This is a genomic window from Mycobacterium haemophilum DSM 44634, from assembly GCF_000340435.2.
GTDB classification, from domain to species: Bacteria; Actinomycetota; Actinomycetes; order Mycobacteriales; family Mycobacteriaceae; genus Mycobacterium; species Mycobacterium haemophilum.
The window spans coordinates 1,453,032-1,478,821 of the sequence record NZ_CP011883.2 but is presented as its reverse complement, the minus strand read 5'-3'; the positions used below and the strand labels follow the sequence as shown (position 1 = coordinate 1,478,821).

The window sequence follows — 25,790 nt, the reverse complement described above, 5'->3', positions numbered from 1 at the left end:
GTCCTTCCCTACTCGGTTGGTTCGGCACTGATGCGGGCGCCGAGCCGGCGCAGGTCGCCCACCAGGTCCTGGTAGCCGCGGGCGAGGTGGTGGGATCCGGTCAACTGGGTCATGCCGGCGGGCCGGAGCGCGGCCAGCAACAGCGCCGACGCACCACGCAGGTCAGCTGCGCTGAGCCGCTTCGCGGCCCGCACGGGTGGGTGGTGACCGGTGATGCGGGCCGCATCACCGATCAGGTCGATCCGAGTACCCAGCCGATTCAGCTCGGGCACATGGGAAAACCTGTTCTGCCAGACCGTTTCTCGGATGTGCGATAGACCCGGGGCCAGGGTCGCCAGCAACGTCAGGAACGGCTGGCTGTCGCTGTAGATTCCGTGCGAGGCCACCGTGACATTAACCGGCCGGTCTGGTGGCGTCGGCCCGACGACCACCGCGTCCGTGCCGTCGGGTTCCCATCGCAGGCCCATCTGGCGCGCCAGCGTGATTTCTGGTGCTAGGCCAGCCGCCAATGCGCCGCCGGTGAGGCCGCTCAACCGAATCGAACCGCCAGTCACCACCGCCGCGGTCGCCCACGTCACCACCTCGATCAGGTCACTGATCAGAGCATGTTTCACCGGCCGAGGTTCGCCACGGTCCGGGCGTCCTTCGATGACCAACTGGGTCGGATCGGGTCGCCAGATCGACCAACCCATGGCCGACAGCACCCGAACCAGCTCGGTGACATCGGGTTTGGGGTATGGGTAGTGCAGTCGGGTCGTGCCGTGCGCGGCGGCTGCCGCGAGAATCGCGGTTTTGGTGGCCCCGGAATACAGTGGGCCGCTTAGCAGGACCGGATCAGCCATGAACTCCCGGAGGTCGATTTCGCAGCCAGTGAGCCGGTCGGCGACGACCGACAGCGCCCCGTCGGCGGTTACCTGCCCGTGGGCACCGAAGCGAGTCAACACAGCCAGGTATTGGTCGACCGGCCGCCCACCGGCGGGCCGGTCGCCGATCCGGCAGCCGCCGGCCGGCGGCAGCTGCACTCGACCGAACCGGGCCAGCAACCCGGGGACCAGATAGACGGCGCCGTGGATTCGGGCGGCGAGCGCGGGATCGAGGGGTTCGTCGCGCAGTCCGCCGAGAGTCAGTGTGAGTGAGCCGGGCCGGCGGGTCACCAGGCCACCGGCGCGGCGCAGCAACTCACCCAGCACCCGGGTCTCTTCGATCTCAGGGCAATTGGTGATCGTCACCGGCGCCCGTCCGACCACGGCCGCCCCGATCACGGTGACGAGGGCATGTTTGAAACCACCTACCCGCACGTCACCGTGCAACGGCCGACCGCCTTCGATCAGCAGGGAGTCGGCGATCACCGAATCTGTTGCAGTCCATGCGGAGGCGGTGGTCGTCATGGTCATAACAGCTCGGGCAGGGTGACAAAGAACTGCGTCACCGCGGATGTGCCGTAGCAGCCGCTGGGCAGGAAAAAGGCCAAAGTGCATCGCCACGTCCCGGGGACGGTTTCGTCGACACGCACATCGCTGACCCGCACCCGCACCTGCACGACCAGCGGGCGAGCCGACATTTCGGCGACCATCGTGCCGTCGCACCACCGGTAGCTGCGACAGCGCAAACCCTCACCGCGGCGCAGCACCTCCAGCGCGGTATCTGACCGGCGAGAAAACACGTAGGGAATGCCGTCCCGCTCGACCTCGATCGCGGCACCGGCCGCAGACTCGCGAACAAGTGCCCGAACCTGTGCGTTCCATTCGTCGGAGCCTTGCGCGCAGAGATAAAACGCCACCTTGCGCGGGTCGAGGGCAGCGAAGAAGTCCTCGGGTGTGCCGGTGAAATCCGCGCACAGCCGCGCCTCCGGTGACCGCGAGGAGCGCAGCAAGTCGAATGCGCGCCGATGATCCCCGTCGAGCAGCGCCTGGCCGATCAGATGAGTCTGCTTGGGCCCGTTGGGTACACCGAATCGTTGCGTGTCGTAGTAGTTGACGAAGAAGAACGTTCGAACTCGGATAGCGCGAAGCTGTGCGGCCTGGTCGGCGTCGATCCCGCGCACCACGATACGAAAGCTGTTGCCGTCGAGCTCTCCCGGACCCAGCGGATCTACGCTGTGCCCATAGTGCCGCAACCGCATCCACGGCCCGTCGGGCTCATCCTGGATGCCGTGGGTTCTGTTGAACTCCTCGATGCGGCTTGCATCCAATTCGCCTGCCACCGCAAGGAATTGGTCGGTGACACCGTCCTCGTCTTTCAGACCCGCGTATCTGACGTCCGCCGGCGAGGTACCGAAAAATTCGGCCACCGCGTCGGCGGCCTCAAACGTCGTGTACCCGGCTTTATGCAGCAACACGTAATGGTGAGTTCCGGGGCCGGGGTCGGAGACAGCGACCGCCATTGCCTCGGAGACCCGGAAATCAGATGCGGTGCTCTTCAGAACCGGCATTCTGTCCATCCTCACGGGGGCATCCTGATGGCCGGCGATCGGATCGGAAGCAGTGTTCTTCAGAACTGGCATCCTGTTCATCCTCACGGGGAGTGCGGCGTGAATTGCCGAACGATACCATCGATCGCGTCAAAAATTGGGCGGTCGGGATTTATAGTACTGAGAGCATAGCTTGCGATGGACGACAACCATCCGCACCTCGAGTCAATTCTGCCCAAAGGGACATCAGGCCTGCATGGGAGGGAATTCCTCGGCTGCGAAACGGCTAATCCGTGAATACATGAAGACATTTCGTCGTGCGATTCCGCTCAAAACTGGCATACTGTTTGCCCGCGCAGACAACGGCGCAAATAATCGAGCGATCGATGTCACAGCGCAGCAACCGTACGGATCGCTGGGCACCGCAGCCTTGTCTCGTCTCGGTCTCGCAGCGATGGCCGCGCGTCCACTGCGCTAACGCCGGACTCCGGACGCACCGTTTGCTCGTCGGATTGTCGAAACTCGCGGGTTAAGCCGAGCCCAGGCCGCCAGTCCATAACCGATGGCGCTTATCGGAGCGCAGTGTGTTCAGCGCTCGCTTCGTGATAACGCTAACTTTTCTTTCTTGACTTGACTCTAGTGGCGCGCGGCGATGAGCCTTTGTTGGCTCAAAGATTTCCGCACCGGATCCCTTCGAGTATCTGCTGCTCTCGTCAGCAAACTTGTCCGGCAGTCCAGCGGCGGTGGTGAGGTTAAACCAATCCTCGACCGCAACGAAGGAAGCCGCTTTCTTGCTGGTCAGATCCTCGTATTCTAATGTGCGCCAGCGAAGGCCACTGTCCATCGACGTGAAACTGTCCACGATCCGGGACCAGGTATGCGCATAAAGCTCGGCACTTCCGGTAGCAATGTCGGCGATCCCGGTGGCGCATCGAGCGGCGCACCCCTCCTCGGTGTCTCTGCCCCACGACGGGTGCTTTGCCATGTTGGACGCGACCACCTTCTCGGGTTCGCGCCACACCAGCAGCCATGTGGTGTTTCGGCAATTGCTCAAGCTGGCCAGCACGGAAGGTGAGATCCAACTCATGAGTTTGATGACGAGTTCACGGCCCGAAGCGGCCGCGACGTGACAGCTGAAATTTAGCAAAGCAGTCATGAGAGAATCAAAGTTCTCGGCTTCTGACGAGTGCGGGGCAAGAGCAATTCTTCGTGCCATGAGGGTAACGAAGTCCGGCTCTTTGAGAACCATAGTTGTGGACCTTAACGATAGCAGGTTGGACAGCAGCGTCGACCCGCATCGAGAGGTATGTGCAATAAGGCGAAGGTGTTGATCGTCACCTCGATCGGAGAATTGGTCAACAATCGCATGAAAGGGGATTTGTTTAGACATCCCGGCGTCGACGCTGGCCACGGTCTGGCTATAAAAGGACTCACGAAATGAGGCGTGCGCTAGCTTACTGAACGTGACAACACCATCGCCGGTATTGACGTCCGTGGGAAGGTAACCCTCCCGCGCCAGCTCAGCCAGATTTTCATTTGTCGACATTTTTTCCGTCCAGATATTTTTCGAAAGCAAAGGCGCACAGTGCACCGGGAACCAGATCGATTGCTAGTCGGCGATTTTCAGTCGTTTCACATGCCGTCGCGACCCAGTAGAGCGTACCGCCGAGCGGCCGTGCAGCACGCGTCGATTGTCGGCAAGCAGCAGGTCGCCGGTCTGCAGCAGCAGGGTGGTCGCCGAGCACGGATCGTCGAGCACCGCCTCGAATGTGTGCAGTGCGGCACGGTGTTCCGAGTCAACCGCTTCCGGCCGCAGCTGCATGCCCTCGCGGACGTGTCGGCCGTGGAAAACGGTCGTGACGTCGGTGTCCTGCACGGTCAATATGGCGGTTCGGACCGGGAATTGCTGCGGCACCCGGTTGCGGATCTTCGCGAACGGATAGCACCGATCCTGCAGCAGTTCGAGATGGCGCTGATCAATCTCGCCCACTCGCGCCGCTACGCTATCGGCGCGGGCGAGCGTGGTCAGACCGTCGCCCTCGGCACTCGGCCGGACGCATGCCAGGCCCATATACGGAGCCGGGCTGGCCTCGAACACGGAATCGGTGTGCAGCTGCAGCGCTGCGGGGTCGTAGCCGGACTCCGGGCCGGTAACTAGGTTGTAGACCAGCTGTCCGGGTGGGGGGCCATTGCCGTCGGCGGTTACCCGCCCGAACAGGCTCGCCACCGCAATCAACACCTGATCGTCCAACGGCGTACCGGTGGCGATCACCGCACCGGTCTGCCGAACAGCGGCTTCCAGGGTGTGCAGCGTCTGTCGCAGGGTAGGCAGGCGCCGGCACGCATCGCGGACAACGCCACGTTGCACACCGAGGTCATCCATCGCCGACACGGTCCAGGGGGCTGCGGCGGCACGCAGGGCCTCATGCTCGGCAGCGGCAAAGGCGACGCGAGCTGGCCAACTCATATATTCTCCTATCGGCGTCTCCTATCGGCGATCGTCACAGGAGTTCTCGGCAATGCAAAAAATTCTCATTGGCGGTATCTCCGGTTCCGGCAAGTCCACATTGGCCGCCCGACTGTCCGCGCGGCTCGCCATTCCATATCACGAACTCGATGCGTTACATCATGGTCCCGGCTGGGTCAAACGGGAATCGTTCGAAGCGGACGTTCGCAGATTCGCCGATGAAAGTCGCTGGATCTGCGACGATCAGTATCATTATTTTCTCGGAGATTTGTTGTGGGAATACGCTGACACCATCGTGTGGCTGGATCTGCCACGGCGCACGGTGATGTGGCGGGTCGTTCGCCGGTCTTTGGCCCGGGTGATCACGCGCCGGACGCTGTGGAACGGCAATCGGGAGTCGTGGCACGCATTGATCTTCAGCCCCACTCACCCGGTGCGCTGGGCCTGGACTCAGCACGGTGTGCGCCGCCGCGAAACCGCCGCACGAATCGCCAAATACCCGCAGGTCCAGGTGGTGCAGCTGGTTTCGGCGGGGCACGCACGACGCTGGCTGGCGATGCTGCCCGACGAGGGGCCTCTAGCACGGCGGTCGAGGCTGGGGCACAGCTAGTCCAATATCGATCCGGCCCGACTTTAGCAACGCCATTCCGTCGTTTATCGGCTATCGCAACGAATACCTACCCAAAAGGGAAAAACAGCATCCCCTTAGGGCATTCGCGCGATAGTAGACCCACAGGCTGTGATACCTCTTCGCACGAGTACCGGGCGGAAGGGAATTCGGGTGCTAGACACTACTCCGAAGACGCCGTGGTGGCGGCGGCTATTGGGGTACATCCAGAACTATCGAAGAGATTTGCTGGTGGGGTTCGCCGCCGCAGTGGCTGCAACGGTGATCACCGCGCTGGTGCCGCTGGTCTTCAAGGTCATTATTGACGATGCGATCACAGCGCACCGCGAATCGCTCCACCCCTGGATTGCTGTCCTCGTCGCCGCCGCCATCGCGGCCTACGGCTTGAACTATGTGCGGCGCTACTACGCGGGACGAATCGCTCACCACGTGCAATACGAGCTACGCCGGGATGTGTTCGCGGCACTGCTGCGCTTGGACGGCGCCCAGCAGGATCGGCTGAGTAAAGGACAGGTGATCGGCAGGATCACCAGCGATCTCCAACTCGTCCAAAACCTTCTCTATCTGCTGCCCGTGGTGTTCGGTGAGGCGCTGCTGTTCCTGCTGGCCATCGTGGTCATGGTCGCGTTGTCGCCGCCGCTGACCCTGATCGCGATACTGGTCGTGCCGCCGCTGTGGTTCATTGCCCACCGCAGTCGACAGCGTCTACAGCCCGCCACTGCGCAAGCCCAGGAGCAGACGGCGGCGGTCGTTGGTGTCGTGGACGCGGCGGTGTCCGGTTTGCAGGTGGTGAAGGGCTTCGGCCAAGAGCACCAGGAGATGGCCAAGCTTTCTGTGGCGGCCCGCCGCCTTTATCGCGCGCAGTTACGAGTTGTGGCGCTGCAGGCACGCTATGAGCCCGGCCTGCGGAACGTGCCGCTACTAGGGCAGGTCGCGTTGATCGCGCTCGGCGGCTGGCTGGCAGCCAACGGCCAGATCACCATCGGCACCTTTCTCGCGTTCTCGACCTATCTGGCTGAGTTGTCAAAACCGGTCAGCAACATGGCGGCGGCGCTCACCACCGGGCAGCGGGCCGGGGCTGGGGCGGAGCGGGTATTCGAACTGATCGACAGCCGGCCGACACTGGTCGACGGCACCGAGCAACTGCCGCCGAACGCGCCGCCCACCATCGAATTCGATCATGTGACCTTTGCCTACGACCCGGACCAACCAGTCGTGCGCGACCTAACCATGCGTGTCCGGCCGGGTGAGACGCTGGCGCTTGTGGGCGCAGCGGGCAGCGGCAAGAGCACGGTGGCACAGCTGGCAGCCCGCTGCTACGACGTCACCGACGGTGCAGTGCGAATTGGCGGGCGCGACGTACGCGACCTGACACTCGAATCACTGCGCGCGGCTATCGGCCTGGTCCCTGAGGATGCCTTCCTGTTCACCGGCACGGTGCGGACAAACATCGCCTATGGCCGCCCGGAGGCGAGCCACGAGGAGGTCGTCGCTGCCGCGCGGGCCGCTGGAGCCGACCGGTTCATCGCCGCACTGCCGGACGGATACGACACGCTGATCGGTGCGAGTGGCCTCACGCTGTCCGGAGGACAGCGACAACGCATTGCCCTGGCTCGAGCATTGCTGCCCCAGCCGCTGCTGCTCCTCTTGGACGACCCCACATCCGCTGTCGATGCCGCCACGGAATCCGAGATCCAGGCCGCGCTCGGTGAGATCATCGCCGACCATACAACTCTGCTCATCGTCCGCCGCCGGTCCACTCTGGCACTCGCTGACCGAATCGCCGTTCTCGATGACGGCAATCTGGTGGATATCGGGACACACGCCGAACTCCAAGCGCGCTGCCGCCATTATCGGCTGCTGCTCACGCCGGAAGACGTGCCGGATGCCGGTGCTCGCGGCGATGCACGCAGTGCCGACGAATCCCCGCCGCTGTCTGCGAGTGCGCAGTCTGCACCCCCACCGATGGCCGTCGAACCGGCCCTATTCGACACGGACGAAACCATCGGGGCGGAAGTGCGCCGACTGCTGCGTGGATCTCTGGGACCGCTGTCACTGAGTCTCCTGATGGTCGGACTCGACGCAGGCGCTGCGCTTTTACTGCCGCTGCTGATCCGACATGGCCTCGATGCTGGCGTTCGGCCGCATGTGCTGTCGGTGTTGTGGCTCGCCACCCTCGCCGGTGCGGTGGTGGTGGCGGTCCAGTGGACCACGCAGTGGGCTGCGGAGCTGCTCACCGGCCGCACCGGCGAGCGGCTGTTGTACGCGCTGCGGTCGCTCATCTTTGCGCACGCGCTGCGGTTCGGGCTCGATGCTTTCGAACACGACGGGGGCAGCCGGATCATCACTGCGATTACCACCGATGTGGACGCCGTTGTGTCGTTCCTCGAGCACAGTTTGGTGACGGCCTCGATCAGCGTGGTCACGTTTGTCGGCATCCTGGCAACACTGTTCGCTATCGATGCCACGTTGGCGCTGCCGGTCTTCGCCGCACTCCCCCTACTTATCGCTGTGACCTGGGCTTTCCGCCGAACATCGAAGCGCATCTACGGGCAGGCACGCGAATATTACGCGACAGTCATCGCCGATCTGCGCGAACATGTGGCCGGACTACGAATCGTTCAGGGGTTCCGCACCGAGGACCGCAGCGCTGCGGTGTTCGCCCGATCAAGCGACGCTTACCGTCAGGCGCGAGTCAAGCTGCAGCGCCTGTTTGCGCTGTATTTCCCCTTCGTGCAGGTGGTGGCCAGCTTGGCGGAGGCGCTTGTGCTGGCTATCGGTGGACACCGAGTCGCGTCGGGCACCCTGTCCATCGGCGAGCTGATCGCGTTTTTGCTCTTCATTGAACTGCTCTTTGCGCCGGTCGATCAGCTGTCCCAAGTGTTCGATACCTACCAGCAGGCGGAGGTGTCCTCGCGACGCATTCGTGGGCTGCTGCGCACACCAAGCGGGACACCACCAGCAGCGACGCCGCTGCCGGTGGGATCGCTACGCGGCGACGTGGTGTTCGACGACGTCCACTTCCGATACGGGTCGCGGCCGACCGAGGCGCTAGGCGGTATCGAACTGCAGATTCCCGCTGGGCAGACGGTTGTTTTCGTCGGGGCGACCGGCGCGGGGAAATCCACCCTGATCAAGCTGGCCGCGCGTTTCTACGACCCCACCAGCGGCGCAGTGCGGATGGATGGGCACGACCTCAGGGGGCTCGATCTGGACGGTTATCGTCGGCGGCTCGGCATCGTCACGCAGGAGCCGTATTTATTCGCCGGGACGGTACGCGATGCCATTGCTTATGGGTGGATGGATGCCACCGACGGGCAAGTCGAGCAGGCAGCGCGAGCGGTTGGTGCACATAACATGGTTGCGGCTCTCGATGGTGGTTATCGGCATGTGCTCACCGCAGGCGGACGCAATCTCTCGGTCGGCCAACGGCAGTTGATCGCGTTGGCCCGGGCTCAGCATGTGGATCCCGACATTCTGTTGCTCGACGAGGCGACTTCGGCTCTCGATCTGGCCACCGAGACGCTGGTGCACCGAGCAACTTTCGGCCTCGCTCGGCACCGCACCACACTGATCGTCGCGCATCGCCTGACCACGGCCTTGCATGCCGATCGCGTCGTGGTTCTCGACAACGGGCGCATTGTCGAAGACGGTAGCCACCCTGACCTGCTGGCGGCGGGCGGACGGTATGCGCAACTATGGGCCGCCTACACCGGCAGCAAACACCGTGCCGGCTCGCATCTTTGATCTCATGGACGATCCGCGGCTGCTGCGTGGGCATCTCCTGCCATTCCCCAACGATTGCGCTACCTCCCCAAGTGTGAGCGATCTCCCAACTGGCCTGAGTGTGTGGTGAACTACTGTGGCTGTGAGCGTTTGGCAACGTCGCCGCACTGGAGCAGGAGTCCCACTGCGACGGCCGATTTGGCGAACTCTTCGATTCGCGGTAACCGTCGTCGCTGCAACGTACGACATTCACCGAGGAACGTATGAGTAAAACGTCGGTCAGTATGCTCGCGAGCGACCCATTGACCCGCGAGGGCGCTTTGGCCCGGCTGTCGTCGTACCCCCAGCTCGACGTGCACGCTTGGGAGATCGAACGCACGGCCTCGGTGCTGCTGGTGTTGGCGACCAGGATTACCGCGCCGATCTTGTCCGATCTCGAAAGCATCCAACAGGATGGCAAACGAAGGACGCAAAAACTGGTCGTCGTCGCTGACGAATTCACCGACGAGCACGTCCTGCGAATGATCGATCTGCGGCTGACCGGTTTGCTGTACCGCAGGCAGAGTAACTTCGACCGCATCGTCGAGGCCATCGTCTCGGCGGCGGCGGGCCGCCTCCAACTGCCCGAACGTGTCCAGCACTATCTGGTCGGCCGGTGCAGATCGATCAGCATGACCGAACCAGGCGCGCCGGGCACCGTCGATCTCACCGAACGCGAGGTGGATGTTCTGCGTCTGCTATCGGACGGTCTGAACACACACGAAGTCGCGATGAAACTCAATTACTCCGAGCGCACGATCAAAAACATCGTTCACGACATGGTGGTGCGGCTGAACCTGCGCAACCGCACGCACGCGGTCGCGCATGCCCTGCGCGTTGGCGTCATCTAGGCATCGCCGCACCCGTACGCACGATTCGCCACCGGCCGGCACAGCGCTGCGTCAACCCGGCGACTTCCAGCAGTGCCAGCGGCCCCAGAACCTGCTCGGGCACCAGGCCGGATGCGACGGCGATCTCATCGATGGTGGCGGCGCCGCGACCCGGCAACGCCTCATAGACCTGGCGTTCGGCCTCGCTTAAGCCATCGAACGCTGTGCTAGGCCGCGATTCGTCGGGCGCCAACTCACCGATGTGACCGACAAATTCGACAATGTCATCGGCTCGGGTGACCAGTTCCGCGCCATTGCGCAGCAACGCATGACAGCCCGCCGACGCCGACGACGTCACGGGTCCGGGCACCGCGGCCACGACCCGACCCAATGCCTGCGCCCAGGTGGCGGTATTCGCCGCGCCACTACGCAGGCCTGCCTCCACCACCACCGCTGCCCCCGCGACGGCAGCGACCAGACGGTTGCGGGTCAAGAACCGGTGGCGGGCCGGGCGAACACCCGGCGGGTACTCGGTAAGCAGCAGCCCGTGCTGACCGATGCGATGCAGCAACGCCGAATGCCCAGCCGGGTAAGGGATGTCGAGCCCGCCGGCTAGTACTGCCACGGTGATCCCGTCTGCGGCCAGCGCCGCGCGGTGCGCTGCGCCGTCGATGCCGTAGGCGCCACCGGAGACGACCGCGACATCACGTTCGACCAGCCCGGCCGCCAGATCGGCCGCCACCTGCTCCCCATACGCTGTCGCGGCCCGGGTGCCCACGACAGCGGCAGCACGTTGGGCTGCCTCGTCGAGGCGTGCGGGACCCAACACCCACAACACCATCGGTGGCCCCGCACGAGGCCTCCCCCGAACGCAAGCGCCACCGAATGCGGCAAACGCAAGCACCGGCCACTCGTCGTCGTCATGCGTGATCAATCGTCCGCCTCGACGGACGAGAAGTTCAAGATCTTCTGCAGCGCAATCAATTTCGCGTCTAGCTTCAGTGCGACGCGCCACTGCGTCATCGACCAGCCCGCGCTTGACACGCTCCGCCGCCGCTATCGGACCAACGCGGCGTACCAGGGCGGCCAGTTCAGAACACGGCGGTTCGGCGACCCGAGACAGGTAGGCCCAGGCCCGCGATGCGGGATCGCCGACCGCGGTCGCACCGCTCATCGCTGCGCTCCCGGTTGCCGGAAGCTCAGCGCGGCGGCAATTTCGTCCAGACCGGGCGAGGCCCGGCCAGCCAGGTCCGCCAAACTCCACGCCACTCGCAGCGTGCGATCCACGCCACGGATACTGAGCAGCCCGCGGTCGAGCGCCGAGCGCAGTGGGGCCATCGCGGCATTACTGGGACGGAATTTCCGACGCAACAGCGGCCCGCTGACTTCAGCGTTGGTGCAAAAACCATGCGGCCGCCAACGCTGAGCGGCTGCCTCCCGGGCCAGAGCCACCCGGTGGCGTACCCGAGACGTCGATTCACCGTCAGCGGTCGAGAACGCCCCCGCTCGCACTGGATGCAGGTGCACCCGCAGGTCTACCCGGTCCATCAGCGGCCCAGACAGCCTGCCAAGGTAGCGCCGTTTGGCCACTGGCGCACAGATGCAATCCCGCGGATCGGCCGGCGCGCACGGGCACGGGTTGGCCGCCAGCACCAGCTGAAACCGCGCCGGGTAGCGCGCCACCCCGTCCCGGCGAGCAAGGCGAATTTCCCCTTCCTCCAATGGGGTTCGCAGCGCCTCCAGTGCGCTGACACTGATCTCCGCGCATTCGTCGAGGAATAACACCCCACGGTGCGCGCGGCTGACCGCGCCCGGCCGGGCCAGGCCCGCACCCCCGCCCACCAGTGCCGCGACGCTGGAACTGTGGTGCGGCGCCACGAACGGCGGCCTGGTGATTAACGGTGTGTCCCCCGACAGCAGCCCAGCCACCGAGTGAATCGCAGTGACCTCCAGTGACTCACTATCCGACAATTGCGGCAGCAATCCCGGAAGACGTTGCGCCAACATCGTTTTGCCCACTCCCGGCGGGCCGGTCAACATCAGGTGATGCGCACCGGCGGCCGCCACCTCCACCGCGAAACGCGCTTGAGCCTGCCCGACCACGTCGGCCAGATCCGCTGACGGCTCCGGGGTCGTGGCCCCCGCACTGATCCGGTCGACCAACGGTGTTGACCCGGATAGCCAGCCCTGCAGTTGCCCCAGCGAGCGCACACCCCACACGTCGATGCCATCCACCAAGCTGGCCTCAGCCAGGTTGTCCACCGGGACCACGACGGTCGGCCAGCCGTCGTGTTTGGCGGCCAGCACGGCCGGCAGCACCCCGTGCACCGGCCTGACCCGCCCGTCCAGCGACAACTCACCGAGCAGCACCGTCTTCTCCAAGCGCTGCCACGGATTCTTGCGCTGCGCCGACAGCACCGCCGCGGCCAACGCCAGGTCGTAGACCGATCCCATTTTCGGCAGCGTCGCGGGTGAGAGCGCAAGCGTGAGCCGGGCCATGGGCCAGCTGTTGCCGCAATTGGTGATCGCCGCCCGGACCCGATCCCGGGACTCCTGCAGGGCGGCGTCGGGTAGCCCCACCAGATGCACGCCCGGCAACCCCGAGGTGATGTCGGCTTCAATCTCCACGCTCTCGCCGTCCAATCCGCGCACCGCGACCGAGTAGGCGCGCCCCAGCGCCATCAGCCGATCCCCTGCAGGTGCGTGATCTCCGGGGTGCGGCTGGGGTGACCCGGCCGGATCCGCACCCCGATCACGTCGATCCGGATCGCGGCCCAACGTTCGTCTTGACTCGCCAGCCATAAACCAGCCAACCGACGCAGCCGACGAACCTTCCGCTCGGGCACCGCCTGCGCGAGCCCGCCATAACCGTCGCCGCTACGGGTCTTAACCTCGACGAACACCACCGTGCGGTGGGCCGTGTCGGAAGCGATCACATCGAGCTCGCCGTAGCGGCAACGCCAGTTGCGGTGCAAGATCCGCAACCCCATCCCGGTCAGGTGATCCACCGCGAGCGCCTCACCCATCGCTCCCAGCTGGACCCGAGTCATAGCCTTGTGGGTCGTCATGGGAGAGAATCTGCACGGTGGCGCCGACACGGCATGCCCCAACCAGCGGCTCATGCTGGCGCAAACACCGGGTTATCCCCAGTGGGGTGTCTATCCACAACCTTTGGCAGCGACAGCGCTCGAGTAGGCGTCGATCAGGTAATTCGGTCTGGCCTGGTGTAGACGTTCATCGAATCCTCCCGAAGAAACGCCACCAGCGTGATGCCGGACTCGTCGGCCAACGAAACCGCCAGTGACGACGGCGCCGACACGGCCGCCAGCACTGGGATGCCGGCCATCACAGCCTTCTGTGTCAACTCGAACGAGGCCCGCCCGCTGACCAACAGCACCGACTCACCCAGCGGTATCCGGTCGTGTTCGGTCGCCCAGCCGATGACCTTATCGACCGCGTTGTGCCTGCCGATGTCCTCCCGCGCCACCAGCATCGCGCCGCCCACATCAAACAGCGCAGCGGCATGTAACCCGCCGGTGCTAGCGAAAACCTTTTGGGCGCTGCGAAGTTGGGAGGGCATTGCCTTGAGCGTGGCGGCGGCGATGGTGGCGGGATCGTCGCCGGGTGAGAACCGGCTGATCACTCGCACCGCGTCCAGCGACGCCTTTCCGCAGACCCCGCACGACGACGTGGTGTAAAAATTGCGGGTGACGTCACGATCAGGCACCTGGACGCCCGGCGCCAGCGTCACATCGAGAACATTGTACGTGTTGGCACCGTCCATATCGCGCCCGCCGCAATAGCGAACAGTCAGCACGTCTTCGCGGTGCGCGATTACCCCTTCAGTGAGCAGAAAACCTTGCGCGAGTTCGATATCGGAGCCCGGCGTGCGCATCGTCACGGTGACCGGGCTTCCGTTGACGCGGATCTCCAGCGGCTCCTCAACGACTAAGGTTTCCGGCCGGGTAATCGCCTGCTCGGCGGTGAGATGCCTTACCCGACGACGCTGCGTTACCTGCCCCACTAAGACGCCGACTCCACTCGGATGATGATCGCTTTCGACACCGGAGTGTTCGACTTGGCCGCGGTGTGGTCAAGTGGCACAAGCGGATTGGTCTCCGGGTAGTAGGCCGCCGCATTGCCGACCGGAGTCGAGTAAGCCACCACCAAGAAGTCCTTTGCGCGCCGCTCCTGCAAGCGGTTTTCGGCGTCGGTCCACTCCGACACCAAGTCGACGCGTTGGCCCACGGTCAAGCCCAGCGCCTCGATGTCGGCGGGGTTGATAAACACCACTCGGCGGCCACCCTGCACCCCGCGATAACGATCGTCGAGCCCGTAGATCGTGGTGTTGTACTGATCGTGGCTGCGTAGTGTTTGCAGCACCAGCCGGCGCGGCGGTACCGGAACCCATTGCAGCGGATTGATGGCGAAATTGGCTTTGCCAGTACTGGTATGGAATTCACGCGCATCACGCGGCGGGTGCGGTAGCTGGAATCCGTCGGGTGCGCGCACCTTGCGGTTGTAATCGGCACAGCCGGGCACCACCGCGGCGATCGCATCGCGGATGGTGTCATAGTCCTCGGCGAACCGTTCCCACGGCACCGGGTGCCCAGCACCGAGCAGCGTGCGGGCCAACTGGCAGACGATCTGGACCTCACTACGCAACTGATCGCTGGGCGGATGCAGGCTGCCTCGCGACAGATGCACCATCGACATCGAATCCTCAACCGAAACAACCTGTTTGCGCCCACCGCGGATGTCGCGGTCGGTGCGACCCAGCGTCGGCAGGATCAGCGCCGTGGCTCCGTGAACGAGGTGACTGCGGTTGAGTTTGGTCGAAATCTGCACGGTCAACGCACACCTGCGCAAGGCTGCTTCGGTGACGGCGGTGTCCGGGGTAGCCGCTGCGAAGTTACCCCCCATGCCAATGAATACCGTTGCCCGCCCGTCCCGCATGGCCCGGATCGCGGCCACGGTGTCGTACCCATGCGTGCGGGGGCTGATGATGCCGAACTCACGATCCAGCGACGCCAGAAATTGCTCGGGCATCTGCTCCCAGATGCCCATCGTGCGATCCCCCTGCACGTTGGAATGCCCACGCACCGGACACACCCCCGCGCCTGGCTTGCCGATCATGCCGCGCAGCAGCAGCAGATTGGTGACTTCACCGATCGTGGCGACCGCGTGACTGTGCTGGGTCAAGCCCATCGCCCAGCAAACGACGGTGCGCTGCGACGCCATCAACATCGCGGCGATGCGCTCCAGCTGTTGTCGTTCGATGCCGGTGGCGGCGAGCACGGTATCGATGTCGACATCGAGGGTGCGGCGCCGATACTCGTCGAACCCAGCGCAGTACTTGTCGACGAATGCTTGGTCGATGACCGTGCCCGGGGCACGGTCATCCGCCTCGAGTAACACCCTGCCCAGTCCGGCGAACAATGCCATGTCGCCGCCGATGCGGATCTGCGCGAATTCGTCGGCGATCGGGACACCGTGTCGCAGTATCCCGTTCATCTTCTGCGGGTCCTTGAACCGGATCAACCCAGCCTCGGGCAGCGGGTTGACCGCAATGACCTTGGCGCCGTTAGCCTTTGCTTTTTCTAATACCGACAGCATCCGCGGATGATTGGTGCCTGGGTTTTGTCCGGCGATGACGATCAAATCGGCATGCTCGACATCGTCGACGGTGACCGACCCCTTACCGATGCCGATCGAATCGGTCAACGCCGAGCCCGATGACTCGTGGCACATGTTGGAGCAGTCGGGCAGGTTGTTGGTGCCAAAGCTTCGGACCAGCAGCTGGTAACAGAACGCGGCTTCGTTGCTGGTGCGACCCGAGGTGTAGAACACCGCCGCATCCGGGCTGTCCAGCGCCGTGAGCTGCTCGGCGATCAGCTGGTAGGCAGCATCCCAGCTGATCGGTCGGTAATGCTCGGCACCGGGGTTCAACACCATCGGGTGGGTCAGACGGCCCTGCTGCGACAGCCAGTACTCGGGCTGCGCGGCGAGCTCGGCCACCGAGTGCCGGGCGAAGAACTCCGGGGTAACCGTGCGCTTGGTGGCTTCCTCGGCAACCGCCTTGGCGCCGTTTTCGCAGAACTCGGCCAACTTGCGTCCGCCGGGCTCCTCGGGCCACGCACAGCCAGGGCAATCGAAGCCGTTGCGCTGATTCAGCCGAGCCAGCGCCGCCGCGGTGCGCAGCGCACCCATCTGCTGCAGCCCGCGCTGCAGCGATACCATCACCGCCCGCACGCCCGCCGCCTCCTGCTTGCGCGGGGTAACCGCTACCGCGTGCTCGTCATAGCTGGCCGGGATGTCGCGAGCTGCGGCTGGGCGCTGGAACCTCACGCAGCCAACGTACATTGTTTGGCCAGGCCGGCGAGGATCAGCTTCCGCCCGAGGCACAGCCGGGTCTCGTCAGCCTATTCCGGCAGCCGTAACTCGGGCTTCTCAACTTCTTCGATGTTGACGTCCTTGAAGGTGACCACCCGCACCTGCTTCACGAACCGCGCTGGCCGATACATGTCCCACACCCAGGCATCGGCTAGTCGCAGCTCGAAATACACCTCGCCATCGGCGTTGCGCGGCACCATCTCCACACTGTTCGCCAGATAGAAACGCCGCTCAGTTTCCACGACGTAGCTGAACTGGCCGACGATGTCCTTGTATTCGCGGTACAGCGAGAGCTCCATCTCGGTTTCATACTTTTCGAGATCCTCAGCACTCATCTGTCACTCATCTGCTCAGACGTCCTTCTCCCTGACCCTGTTCCCGACGACCCTGTTCCCGACGACCTGTTGGGCCCCTTGGACTCGTTGAGCCACAAGCGACCCGATCGTCGCCGGGTGGGAACTCTGGTCTCATCTTTCCTCACCGGCATCCGCCGTGCTCGGCCGGAGGGTCCGGTGTGAATTCAGCCACTGCCCGGGTATTGGACCTGGTCGCCATGCGCCGGACGTTGATGAACGAATAGCGATGCTCGGGGCAGGGCCCCAGCTGGCTAAGCGCCAGGCTATGCGCGCGTGTGCAGTACCCCTTGTGTTCAGCGAAGCCGTAGCCGGGGTGGTCGGCGTCCATCGCGACCATCAACCGGTCGCGGCTGACTTTGGCCAGCACACTGGCCGCGGCAATACAGGCGGCCGCCGCGTCTCCACCGACTACCGGCAGCGACGGCACCGGCAGGCCGGGCACCCGGAAGCCGTCGCTTAATACATAGCCAGGCCGCACCGACAGACCGGCCACCGCACGCCGCATGCCTTCAATATTGGCTACGTGCACACCACGCCGGTCAACCTCGACCGACGGGATGAACACCACGTGGTAAGCCAGCGCATAGCGGCAGATCAACGGAAACAACTTCTCCCGCGCCTGCTCGCTGAGCTTCTTGGAATCATCAAGGGCAGCAAGGCTTTCCAGTCGCCCCGGTCGGAGCACGCAGGCGGCCACCACCAGCGGGCCCGCGCAGGCGCCGCGGCCTACCTCGTCCACCCCCGCTACCGGTCCCAACCCGCTGCGCTGCAGCGCGTACTCCAGGGTCCGCATCCCCCGCAAACCCCCAGACTTACGGATTACCGTGCGCGGCGGCCAGGTGGTGGCCATGGCTACCGACCCTGCTGGGGGTTCACCGAACCCACTCCACCCCATCGCGACGGCGGCCACACGATGAACCTGGCCTTACCGATGACGTTGGACACCGGCACAGTCCCCGAGTTCGGATCGCCGGTGCACGGAAGCCCGTTGACCACGTCGGCGGAGTTGCAGTGGTAGCGCGAGTCCGCGGAGTGCGTCCGGTTGTCGCCCATCACCCACAGACGTCCCTGCGGGACCGTGACCGGCCCGAACTCGCTACCCAGGCACGGGTAGAACGACGGGTCGGCATTCATGGTGGCCGGCCTGAGATACGGCTCTTTGAGCGGCTTCCCATTGACCGTCAAGCCGGTGTCGGACCGACACTGCACCGTCTGTCCTCCGACTGCGATAACACGCTTGACCAGGTCGTTCTCGTCGGGAGGCACGAAACCGATGAACGACAGCGCGTTCTGCACCGAGCGCAGCACGACGTTGTTCGACCGGATCGATTTGTACATTGTGTTCCACGACGGCGGGCCCTTGAAGACGATAACGTCACCGGGCTGTGGTGAGCTGAAGCGATAGGTGAGCTTGTCCACCATGATGCGGTCGCCCACACAACCCGAGCATCCGTGCAGCGTGGGCTCCATGGATTCCGACGGAATCAGGTAGGGGCGCGCCACGAACGTCAACATGACGTAGTACAAGCCGATCGCGATCACCGCCAGAATCGCGAATTCCCGCAGCGCCGACCGCTTCTTGGGCTCCGACTCGCCTAGTGCGGCTTCTTGGGCTTCCTGGGGGATGTCAGCTGCCTCGACGGGCGTATCGGGGTCGCGGGTAGACACCTTCGGCTCTGACTTACCAGCGTCGGACGGAGGCTCAGGTGCGGAGTCCGTGGTTTCGGTCACGAGATCAGCGTAGCCAGCGCAGTGTGTGCCCTAATGCACACCGAGGCGACCCGACCGGCCGCCAGGGTGCACCCGGTCAGCGCTTCTCCTTGATCTTGGCCTTCTTGCCGCGAAGTTCGCGCAGGTAGTACAGCTTGGCGCGGCGGACATCACCACGGGTCACCACCTCGATGTGGTCGATGTTCGGTGAATGCACCGGAAAGGTACGTTCCACACCGACGCCGTAGCTCTCCTTGCGCACGGTGAACGTTTCACGGATGCCGCCGCCCTGCCGGCGGATGACCACGCCCTTGAACACCTGGATACGCTCTTTAGCACCCTCAATCACCTTGACGTGCACATTGATGGTGTCGCCCGGGCTGAAGGCCGGGATGTCGTCGCGCAGCGACGCCTGGTCGACGAAGTCCAGCCTGTTCATCTTAAGAAAACACTTCCTCGGGTTCGCGGCTCGCGCAGGCCGCCCCACGCGTCAGCGTCAGGCGGTCACCGAGCCGATGGGTTCGGGCTTCTGAGCGTATCTTGCAGCAGCACCAAGCGGCCCGGCCGGCCGACAACCGCTAAAGACAACTGGTCAATTGTGCCAGACAGTCCGCACGCAGTGAAAATCACAGGAAATCCTGATCCGTCTCAACCGTCAAAGGCACTGGTGAATGGTAAATAAGACGAGTGTCAATTTTGCGCTAACGAACCTCAGCGTGACACTCCGGGCAGATGGCGATGCGGCCACCTACCACGCACGTTTCCGGGACGCCGTTAGGTGCCAGAGGAGCCAGAGGAGAGGCAATGCGCGCTCGGCCGCTCACGCTGCTCACCTTGATCGCGGCGGTGACGCTGCTCTTGGTCTGCGGGTGCGAGGCAAAGGTGGCGGCTACGGTCTACAACGCACCGGAATACCGCCCGGTCGACCGCTACTCATCCCAGCATCAACCACAGCTTGCTGAACTGATGTTGGAGGCCATGACGCCACCCGGGGAGCCGGATACGCTGCCTAATTTCGGGTTCGGCGCACTGCAGGCCCGCATCCAGCAAGCAACTGACGAGGCCGCCGCCGCCGGCGCCACCTTGTCGGTAGCCATTCTCGATCGAGCCACCCACCAGCTGGCCGCCAGTGGCAACACCCAGATCGTCGGAATCGCGTCGGTGGCCAAGCTCTTCATCGCCGACGATCTGCTGCTGCAGGAGTTCGAAGGGAAGACAACACTGCCCGCTGCAGACCGCCAGGCATTGGACATCATGTTGCAGTCGTCTGACGACGGTGCCGCCGAAAAATTCTGGGATCAGGCCGGCGGTGCGGCCATCATCACCCGGATCGCCAGCCGGTACGGACTGACCGCCACCACGCCGCCGAGCGACGGGCGATGGTGGAACACGATGAGCTCGGCGACCGACCTGATTCGCTACTACGACATGCTGCTCGACGGGTCCGGCGGGCTCCCGCCGGACCGGGCCGGGATCATCGTCAACGACCTTGCCCAGTCCACCCCCACCGGGATCGATGGCTATCCGCAGCGCTTCGGCATCCCGGACGGCCTGTATGCCGAACCGGTGGCGGTCAAGCAGGGCTGGATGTGCTGCATCGGCAGCGACTGGATGCATCTGTCGACCGGGGTGATTGGCTCGGACCGCCGCTACATCATGGTCATCCAGTCGTTGCAACCCTCCGACGATGCCACCGCGCGACAGACAGTCACCCAGGCTGTGAAGACGATATTTCCCAACGGCCGAATCTGACCGCTAGCCCACTTCACGACAAATCGGGGCGGCGTTCCCGAGTCCGCTGTAGCGAGGCCTCGCGACGCCAGGCTGCGATTCGAGCATGGTCACCGGAGAGCAGAACCTCGGGCACGTCGAGCCCACGCCAGCTGGGCGGGCGTGTATAGCTTGGCCCCTCCAAGAGTCGATCCAGGCCCGGCGAGTGTGAATCATCGCGGTGCGACGCCGGATTGCCCAGCACTCCAGCCAGCAGCCGCAACACGGCTTCGATCATCACCACGGCCGCCGACTCTCCACCCGGCAACACATAGTCACCGATCGAAACCTCTTCGACCCGCATTCGTCGTGCGGCATCATCAGCGACTCGCTGATCGATGCCCTCGTAGCGGCCGCAGGCGAACACCAAATGCATCTCGGTGCTCCAGCGCTGCGCGGTGGCCTGGGTGAACAGCGCACCGGCGGGGGTGGGAATCACCAACAGTGTCTCGTCGGAACAGATTTCATCTAGCGCTTCGCCCCATACCGGCGCCTTCATCACCATCCCCGGGCCACCGCCGTAGGGCGCGTCGTCCACCGAGTGGTGCACGTCATGGGTCCACCGACGCAGGTCGTGCACCTGCACATCGACCAGGCCCGACTCAATTGCCTTGCCCGGCAACGATTGCCGCAGCGGGTCTAGGTAGGCCGGGAAAATCGTGACAATGTCGATTTTCATAGATCCAGCAGGCCCTCGGGCGGGTCGATTTCGACGATGCCGTCGTCCAGGGACACCGAGGTGACGATCGCGCCGACGAACGGCACCAGTACTTCGCCGGAGTCCCGCCGCACCGCCAACAACTCACCGGCCGCAGTGTGCAGCACCTCGGCAACGACGCCCACGTCTTGTCCCGTCGTAGTCCGGACCTGCAGACCTTCGAGCTGGTGGTCGTAATAGGTATCCGGCTCGTCGATCGGCGGCAAGTCATCGGAGTCAATGACGAACAAGCTGCCCCGCAACGCGTCGGCGGTGTCACGGTCGCTCACCCCGGCCAATCGCACGAGCAGCCGCGCACCGTGCTCACGTGCGCCCTCGACGGCGTAGTCGCGCACCCAGCCACGGCGAGAATCCTTGGCGCGCAACGTAGTACCCGGCGCGAACCGGGCAGCGGGATCGTCGGTACGGACCTCAACGACCACTTCGCCGCCGATGCCGTGCGCTTTCACCACACGCCCGACTGTCAACTCCAACGGAGCACCATGAGCATGCGCTCCGCTACTGGTCGGTGTCCACCACGTCGACGCGGATACCGCGGCCACCGATGCCAGCGACCAACGTGCGCAACGCGGTCGCGGTACGTCCTCCGCGACCGATCACCTTACCCAAATCGTCGGGATGAACATGCACTTCGACAGTCCGCCCACGCCGACTGGTGACCAGGTCCACCCGAACATCGTCAGGGTTGTCGACGATCCCGCGGACCAGATGCTCGACAGCGTCGACGACGACCGTACTCATGGCACCAGTCAGCTTTCGCTCGTCTGCTCGGACTGCTCGCCGCCCTCAGCGTCGGATTCGGCGGCCTTCGCGGCTTTCTTGGCCGGGGCTTTCTTCTTCGGCCGCGCGGCCTCAGTGGTGGGAGCGCCGTCGGCGGCGGCTAACGCGGCGTTGAACAACTCCAGCTTGCTGGGCTTGGGCGGGGCGACCTTCAGCCGGCCCTCGGCGCCGGGCAGGCCTTTGAATTTTTGCCAGTCGCCGGTGATCTTCAGCAGCTTGAGGACGGGTTCAGTGGGTTGAGCGCCCACCGACAGCCAATACTGAGCGCGCTCGGAGTTGATCTCGATCAGGCTCGGCTCTTCTTTCGGGTGATACCGACCGATGACCTCGATGGAACGGCCGTCGCGCCGCGTCCGCGCGTCGGCGACGGCGATGCGGTACTGGGGATTGCGGATCTTGCCAAGCCTAGTGAGCTTGATCTTTACAGCCATGGTTACGCGATGTCTCCTGTGTCTGTCACGCTGCAATTCAGCGACCCGGGCAGGTTGCCCGATCCGGTTTTGCCTCGCGTGGGTGACCGCCTATTGTGCCAGAACGAGGGTCTTGACAAGAAATTCGCCCTGGCCGGTGCGCATTCTCGCCACGAGCGTGCGCAATTGCACACCGTCGCGCGGCGTGTCGTGTGCAAACGCGCACGCTCGCGGTTGGATAGACTTTGCGCCCATGCGGAAAGTGATGGCCGCAATCGCTGCTCTGCTCGCAGTCAGCGCGGCCACCGCGTCGGCCGACATTATGCAGCCCGTCGGCTCCATGCCTATCCCCGACGGCCCGGCCGAGACCTGGATCATTGCCGATCTCGACAGCGGTCAGGTGTTGGCCGGCCGCGACCAGCATGTGGCCCACCCGCCGGCCAGCACCATCAAGGTACTGTTGGCGCTGGTGGCCCTGGACCAGCTGGACCTTGATTCCACCGTCGTTGCCGACGCCGCCGACACCCAGGTCGAGTGCAACTGCGTCGGCGTGCAACCAGGCCACACCTATACCGCACGGCAACTGCTCGACGCCCTGCTGCTGGTATCGGGCAACGATGCCGCCAATACGCTGGCACATATGCTGGGCGGCCCCGACGTCGCCGTCGCCAAGATGAACGCCAAAGCCGCGGCCCTGGGCGCGGCAACCACCCACGCGTCGACCCCGTCTGGCTTGGACGGGCCCGGGGGCTCCGGCTGGTCCACGGCGCACGACTTGGCCGTGATCTTCCGGAGCGCGCTGGCCAATCCAGTGTTCGCGCAGATCACTGCCGAGCCGTCGGCGATGTTCCCCGGCGACGGTGGCGACCACCCAATCGTCAACCGGAACGAACTGCTGCAGCGCTACCCAGGCGCGATCGGTGGCAAGACGGGGTTCACGAACGCCGCCCGCAAGACGTTCGTCGGCGCCGCCGCCCGCGATGGCCGCCGGCTGGTGATCGCCATGATGTATGGGGTGCTCAAGGACGGCGGGCCGACGTATTGGGACCAGGCCGCGAGCCTGTTCGACTGGGGTTTCGCGCTCAACCCGCAGTCCAGCATCGGCTCGCTTTAGTTACGGCGAGTTATTCAGCAACGCCGCGAGCACCTCAATCCGCTGGTCCTCGAGCTCCGGTTGCGGTAGGACCCCTCGAACCAGGGCCGCTCCGTCGAAAACATTCGTCATCAGAGCCACGACAACCGGAAACGTCTCCTCCGGAAAGGCCTCGACTCCGGGTAGTGCACGCGCAGCGTCGTGGATCTTCGCGCTGTACTGCTCCAGCACATGTTGCAGCGTCTCCTTGAGCTGCTCATCGGTGCGCGCGGCGATCATCAATTCGTACAGCACAGCGTTGGTGGGCCCACTGGTGATGTCACGCAATATTTCCAGCGCCGATTCCAGCGCCGGCGCCTCGGCCGGTATTTCGGCGACTCGCTTGCTGAAGGTCTCCAACTGACGGCGCAACACCTCGTACGCCGTGGCCGCCATAAAATCACCCATCGTTTCGAAGTGGCGGAACAGGGCGCCCACCGACACCCCCGCGCGTTTGGTGATCACAGCGGCCGATGCCCGGGCGTATCCGACCTCGATGATGGTGGCGATACCGGCCTCGAGCAGCCGTCCGACGGTTTCTTCGCGGCGTTGCTGCTGGGTCCTGGCCATCTCAGGCGGCCACCCTCTTCGCCGCGTGCCGATCGCCAGCCCGCAAGTACCGGCCCGACTTCACGGTCTGCCCGTAGCCATCACGGAACCGGCCGTTACGGAAGACCACGGCGCCGCCCACACCCGTCGCGACCACGGTGTCATCGTTGCGATTGACCATGCGTCGCAGGCCTCCGTAAAACGGCACCGCTTCCTCGTGGTAGCCGTCCACCGACGCGTCCAGGTGGGCCGGGTCGATGACGACGAAGTCCGCACGGTCGCCTTCACGTAACGTGCCGGCGTTGATGCCGAACCACTCGGCCAGTTCACCGGTCAGGCGATGCACCGCATGCTGGATGGACAGGAACGGCTTGCCCGCCTGATCGGCATCGCGGGTTCGCTTGAGCAGCCGCAGGCCGAAGTTGTAGAAGGCCATATTGCGCAGGTGCGCACCGGCATCGGAGAAGCCCATGTGGATGCTCGGCTCGGCGGCGAGTTTGTTGAGCTGCTTGGGCCGGTGGTTGGCGACGATGGTGGTCCACCGCACGTTGCGCTCGCCGTTTTCCACCAGCACATCGAGGAACGCGTCCAGCGGGTGCAGGCCGCGCTCGTCGGCGATCGCGCCAAAGCTTTTGCCGATTAACGATTCATCGGGACACTCGACGATTACCGCGTCATGAAAGTCGCGGTGCCACAACGACGGTCCGAGGTTGATGCGGTCGAACTCACGGCGGAACTGCCGGCGGTAGGACTTGTCGGCAAGCAACGTGTTGCGTTCCAGTTGATCGCGCAGATGAAGGGCCGCTGTTCCCGCGCCGAACTCTTCGAAGACCGGCAGATCAACTCCGTCGGAGTACAACTCGAACGGCACCGGCAAATGCTGGAACCGCACACTGGACCCCAGTATAGCGTTGAGCACACGTGTTCCGAACCCGAACATGTGGGTGGCAAACGGCATCGACTTGGCGTCGGCGGATACCAACATGCTCATCCGAACCGCCTTGCGGTGACCGAACATTCGGCTGCTCGACAAAAAGAACAGCAGCGCCGTTGCCGGGTTCTCCACATCAGGTGCGCTCTGCAGAATCCGACCGCGTTTGCGCAACACAGCGATCAGCTTTTTGCGCTCACGCCACGTCGCAAACGTGGACGGCAAGGCACGCGACCGGAAGCGGTCGCCGTCGAGTTTGTCGATAGCCGCATCCATCCCGGACATGCCCAGCACCCCGGCATCGAGCGCTTCGTCGAGCAGTGTCGCCATTTTCTGCAGCTCGGCGTCGGTGGGCTTGACGGTGCCGTCAGTCGCACGGTCAAGCCCCAGCACCGCAGCCCGCAGGTCCGAATGACCAAGCAACGAGCCCACATTCGGCCCAAGCGGCAAAGCATCGATTGCCTTGACGTATTCGGCCGCACTCGACCATGTCCTGTTGGCGTCCAGCGCGCCGAGGACGTATTCACGCGGCACCGCCTCGACCCGGCTGAACAAGTCGGCGGCATCCTCGGAGCTGGCGTACACCGTCGACAGTGAGCAGTTACCTAGGAGCACCGTGGTGACGCCGTGGCGCACCGACTCGCGCAGGCCGGGGTCCAGCAGCACCTCGGCGTCGTAGTGGGTGTGGACGTCGATGAAGCCGGGCACAACCCACTTGCCCGCCGCATCAATCACCTCGGGACAGCCGGTCTCGTCCAACGGCGTGGCGGACACCGTGGCCACCACGCCGTCGCGAATGCCCAGCGAACGGGTCTGCGGCGCGGCGCCGGTGCCGTCGAACCACAATCCGTCGCGAATGATCACGTGGTAAGTCACGAGAATTCCTCCAGCTCGTTGGGCTGGCACGAATCTAACATAGATAGCAAGTACTCGCAATCTTT

22 protein-coding genes and 2 pseudogenes are annotated in these 25,790 nt (G+C 64.4%); 5 read left to right on the top strand and 19 right to left on the bottom strand.

The annotated features are described in order from the left end of the window. Positions 1-8: 8 nt before the first annotated feature. The 4 genes from B586_RS07035 to B586_RS07020 all read right to left on the bottom strand — a co-directional run bounded on the left by B586_RS07035 (position 9) and on the right by B586_RS07020 (position 4,877). Positions 9-1,388, bottom strand: coding sequence for a hypothetical protein (locus B586_RS07035; RefSeq protein ID WP_056936235.1), 1,380 nt, complete (start codon positions 1,386-1,388; stop codon positions 9-11). 2 nt (positions 1,389-1,390) lie between these two features. Next, the gene (gene truD / locus B586_RS07030) at positions 1,391-2,431 is read right to left on the bottom strand and encodes a tRNA pseudouridine(13) synthase TruD (RefSeq protein WP_052915686.1); all 1,041 of its coding nucleotides are present in this window, start codon (positions 2,429-2,431) and stop codon (positions 1,391-1,393) included. Positions 2,432-2,939: 508 nt separating this feature from the next. Then, positions 2,940-3,986 (bottom strand): hypothetical protein, encoded by a 1,047-nt coding sequence (locus B586_RS20800; protein WP_156406729.1) that lies wholly within the window; start codon positions 3,984-3,986, stop codon positions 2,940-2,942. Positions 3,987-4,019: 33 nt separating this feature from the next. Next, complete coding sequence (locus B586_RS07020) at positions 4,020-4,877, bottom strand: TauD/TfdA family dioxygenase (protein ID WP_054880338.1); 858 nt, start codon at positions 4,875-4,877, stop codon at positions 4,020-4,022. Positions 4,878-4,929: 52 nt separating this feature from the next. On the opposite strand from B586_RS07020, the gene B586_RS07015 reads away from it, so the two are divergent. From B586_RS07015 to B586_RS07005, 3 genes are all read left to right on the top strand, one after another. Continuing rightward, the gene (locus tag B586_RS07015) at positions 4,930-5,487 is read left to right on the top strand and encodes a P-loop NTPase family protein (protein WP_047315480.1); all 558 of its coding nucleotides are present in this window, start codon (positions 4,930-4,932) and stop codon (positions 5,485-5,487) included. Positions 5,488-5,658: 171 nt separating this feature from the next. Next, positions 5,659-9,252, top strand: coding sequence for an ABC transporter ATP-binding protein (locus tag B586_RS07010; protein ID WP_054880339.1), 3,594 nt, complete (start codon positions 5,659-5,661; stop codon positions 9,250-9,252). A gap of 242 nt (positions 9,253-9,494) precedes the next feature. Next, positions 9,495-10,121: a response regulator transcription factor gene (locus B586_RS07005; RefSeq protein WP_047315482.1), complete on the top strand. Its 627-nt coding sequence runs from the start codon at positions 9,495-9,497 to the stop codon at positions 10,119-10,121. On the opposite strand, the gene dprA is transcribed toward B586_RS07005, so the two are convergent. From dprA to rplS, 9 genes and pseudogenes are all read right to left on the bottom strand, one after another. Continuing rightward, complete coding sequence (gene dprA, locus B586_RS07000) at positions 10,114-11,274, bottom strand: DNA-processing protein DprA (protein WP_054880340.1); 1,161 nt, start codon at positions 11,272-11,274, stop codon at positions 10,114-10,116. The genes B586_RS07005 and dprA overlap by 8 nt on opposite strands. After that, the gene (locus B586_RS06995) at positions 11,271-12,782 is read right to left on the bottom strand and encodes a YifB family Mg chelatase-like AAA ATPase (protein WP_047315484.1); all 1,512 of its coding nucleotides are present in this window, start codon (positions 12,780-12,782) and stop codon (positions 11,271-11,273) included. Before B586_RS06995 ends, dprA begins: the two co-directional genes overlap by 4 nt. Next, a complete protein-coding gene (locus B586_RS06990; protein ID WP_047315485.1) occupies positions 12,782-13,168 on the bottom strand; it encodes a YraN family protein in 387 nt (128 codons plus the stop codon). Before B586_RS06990 ends, B586_RS06995 begins: the two co-directional genes overlap by 1 nt. Before the next feature lie 134 nt (positions 13,169-13,302). Beyond that, complete coding sequence (gene fdhD / locus B586_RS06985; RefSeq protein WP_054880341.1) at positions 13,303-14,124, bottom strand: formate dehydrogenase accessory sulfurtransferase FdhD; 822 nt, start codon at positions 14,122-14,124, stop codon at positions 13,303-13,305. Next, complete coding sequence (locus B586_RS06980) at positions 14,124-16,463, bottom strand: FdhF/YdeP family oxidoreductase (RefSeq protein ID WP_054880342.1); 2,340 nt, start codon at positions 16,461-16,463, stop codon at positions 14,124-14,126. Before B586_RS06980 ends, fdhD begins: the two co-directional genes overlap by 1 nt. A gap of 59 nt (positions 16,464-16,522) precedes the next feature. Then, positions 16,523-16,828: a DUF2469 domain-containing protein gene (locus tag B586_RS06975; protein WP_012393608.1), complete on the bottom strand. Its 306-nt coding sequence runs from the start codon at positions 16,826-16,828 to the stop codon at positions 16,523-16,525. A 132-nt stretch (positions 16,829-16,960) separates the two neighbouring features. Continuing rightward, positions 16,961-17,699: pseudogene (locus tag B586_RS06970) on the bottom strand (ribonuclease HII). A gap of 2 nt (positions 17,700-17,701) precedes the next feature. After that, positions 17,702-18,580 (bottom strand): signal peptidase I, encoded by an 879-nt coding sequence (lepB, locus tag B586_RS06965; protein WP_047315489.1) that lies wholly within the window; start codon positions 18,578-18,580, stop codon positions 17,702-17,704. A 76-nt stretch (positions 18,581-18,656) separates the two neighbouring features. Next, on the bottom strand, positions 18,657-18,998 hold the full coding sequence (gene rplS / locus B586_RS06960) for a 50S ribosomal protein L19 (protein ID WP_012393605.1): 342 nt from the start codon (positions 18,996-18,998) through the stop codon (positions 18,657-18,659). A 365-nt stretch (positions 18,999-19,363) separates the two neighbouring features. Here rplS and B586_RS06955 point away from each other — a divergent pair, with 365 nt between their 5' ends. After that, positions 19,364-20,311: a serine hydrolase gene (locus B586_RS06955; protein ID WP_047315490.1), complete on the top strand. Its 948-nt coding sequence runs from the start codon at positions 19,364-19,366 to the stop codon at positions 20,309-20,311. Between the two features lie 13 nt (positions 20,312-20,324). On the opposite strand, the gene trmD is transcribed toward B586_RS06955, so the two are convergent. From trmD to rpsP, 4 genes are read right to left on the bottom strand one after another with little or no spacing between them, the layout of a single operon-like run. After that, positions 20,325-21,008 carry a tRNA (guanosine(37)-N1)-methyltransferase TrmD gene (gene trmD, locus B586_RS06950; protein ID WP_047315491.1) on the bottom strand — a complete coding sequence of 228 codons (684 nt, stop codon included), beginning with the start codon at positions 21,006-21,008 and terminating at the stop codon, positions 20,325-20,327. Then, positions 21,005-21,520, bottom strand: coding sequence for a ribosome maturation factor RimM (rimM, locus tag B586_RS06945; protein ID WP_047315492.1), 516 nt, complete (start codon positions 21,518-21,520; stop codon positions 21,005-21,007). Before rimM ends, trmD begins: the two co-directional genes overlap by 4 nt. 25 nt (positions 21,521-21,545) lie before the next feature. Further along, the gene (locus B586_RS06940; RefSeq protein WP_036354608.1) at positions 21,546-21,788 is read right to left on the bottom strand and encodes an RNA-binding protein; all 243 of its coding nucleotides are present in this window, start codon (positions 21,786-21,788) and stop codon (positions 21,546-21,548) included. An 8-nt stretch (positions 21,789-21,796) separates the two neighbouring features. Beyond that, positions 21,797-22,258 carry a 30S ribosomal protein S16 gene (rpsP, locus tag B586_RS06935; RefSeq protein ID WP_047315493.1) on the bottom strand — a complete coding sequence of 154 codons (462 nt, stop codon included), beginning with the start codon at positions 22,256-22,258 and terminating at the stop codon, positions 21,797-21,799. Positions 22,259-22,490: 232 nt separating this feature from the next. Between rpsP and B586_RS06930 the strand changes: the two genes are divergently transcribed. Next, entirely contained in the window at positions 22,491-23,351 is an 861-nt protein-coding gene (locus B586_RS06930; RefSeq protein ID WP_047315494.1) for a D-alanyl-D-alanine carboxypeptidase family protein, read from the top strand. On the opposite strand, the gene B586_RS06925 is transcribed toward B586_RS06930, so the two are convergent. Next, positions 23,352-23,939: a TetR/AcrR family transcriptional regulator gene (locus B586_RS06925; RefSeq protein ID WP_047315495.1), complete on the bottom strand. Its 588-nt coding sequence runs from the start codon at positions 23,937-23,939 to the stop codon at positions 23,352-23,354. A 1-nt stretch (position 23,940) separates the two neighbouring features. Further along, a pseudogene (locus B586_RS06920) lies at positions 23,941-25,766 on the bottom strand (N-acyl-D-amino-acid deacylase family protein). Positions 25,767-25,790: the final 24 nt, after the last annotated feature.

What these genes read in the sequence shown, in the direction of transcription:
- B586_RS07035 (WP_056936235.1), bottom strand. Translation starts at nt 1,388, where the DNA reads ATGACGACCACCGCCTCCGCATGGACTGCAACAGATTCGGTGATCGCC.
- truD (WP_052915686.1), bottom strand. Translation starts at nt 2,431, where the DNA reads ATGCCGGTTCTGAAGAGCACCGCATCTGATTTCCGGGTCTCCGAGGCA.
- B586_RS07020 (WP_054880338.1), bottom strand. Translation starts at nt 4,877, where the DNA reads ATGAGTTGGCCAGCTCGCGTCGCCTTTGCCGCTGCCGAGCATGAGGCC.
- B586_RS07015 (WP_047315480.1), top strand. Translation starts at nt 4,930, where the DNA reads ATGCAAAAAATTCTCATTGGCGGTATCTCCGGTTCCGGCAAGTCCACA.
- B586_RS07005 (WP_047315482.1), top strand. Translation starts at nt 9,495, where the DNA reads ATGAGTAAAACGTCGGTCAGTATGCTCGCGAGCGACCCATTGACCCGC.
- dprA (WP_054880340.1), bottom strand. Translation starts at nt 11,274, where the DNA reads ATGAGCGGTGCGACCGCGGTCGGCGATCCCGCATCGCGGGCCTGGGCC.
- B586_RS06995 (WP_047315484.1), bottom strand. Translation starts at nt 12,782, where the DNA reads ATGGCGCTGGGGCGCGCCTACTCGGTCGCGGTGCGCGGATTGGACGGC.
- B586_RS06990 (WP_047315485.1), bottom strand. Translation starts at nt 13,168, where the DNA reads ATGACGACCCACAAGGCTATGACTCGGGTCCAGCTGGGAGCGATGGGT.
- B586_RS06980 (WP_054880342.1), bottom strand. Translation starts at nt 16,463, where the DNA reads ATGTACGTTGGCTGCGTGAGGTTCCAGCGCCCAGCCGCAGCTCGCGAC.
- B586_RS06975 (WP_012393608.1), bottom strand. Translation starts at nt 16,828, where the DNA reads ATGAGTGCTGAGGATCTCGAAAAGTATGAAACCGAGATGGAGCTCTCG.
- rplS (WP_012393605.1), bottom strand. Translation starts at nt 18,998, where the DNA reads ATGAACAGGCTGGACTTCGTCGACCAGGCGTCGCTGCGCGACGACATC.
- B586_RS06955 (WP_047315490.1), top strand. Translation starts at nt 19,364, where the DNA reads ATGCGCGCTCGGCCGCTCACGCTGCTCACCTTGATCGCGGCGGTGACG.
- trmD (WP_047315491.1), bottom strand. Translation starts at nt 21,008, where the DNA reads ATGAAAATCGACATTGTCACGATTTTCCCGGCCTACCTAGACCCGCTG.
- B586_RS06940 (WP_036354608.1), bottom strand. Translation starts at nt 21,788, where the DNA reads ATGAGTACGGTCGTCGTCGACGCTGTCGAGCATCTGGTCCGCGGGATC.
- rpsP (WP_047315493.1), bottom strand. Translation starts at nt 22,258, where the DNA reads ATGGCTGTAAAGATCAAGCTCACTAGGCTTGGCAAGATCCGCAATCCC.
- B586_RS06930 (WP_047315494.1), top strand. Translation starts at nt 22,491, where the DNA reads ATGCGGAAAGTGATGGCCGCAATCGCTGCTCTGCTCGCAGTCAGCGCG.
- B586_RS06925 (WP_047315495.1), bottom strand. Translation starts at nt 23,939, where the DNA reads ATGGCCAGGACCCAGCAGCAACGCCGCGAAGAAACCGTCGGACGGCTG.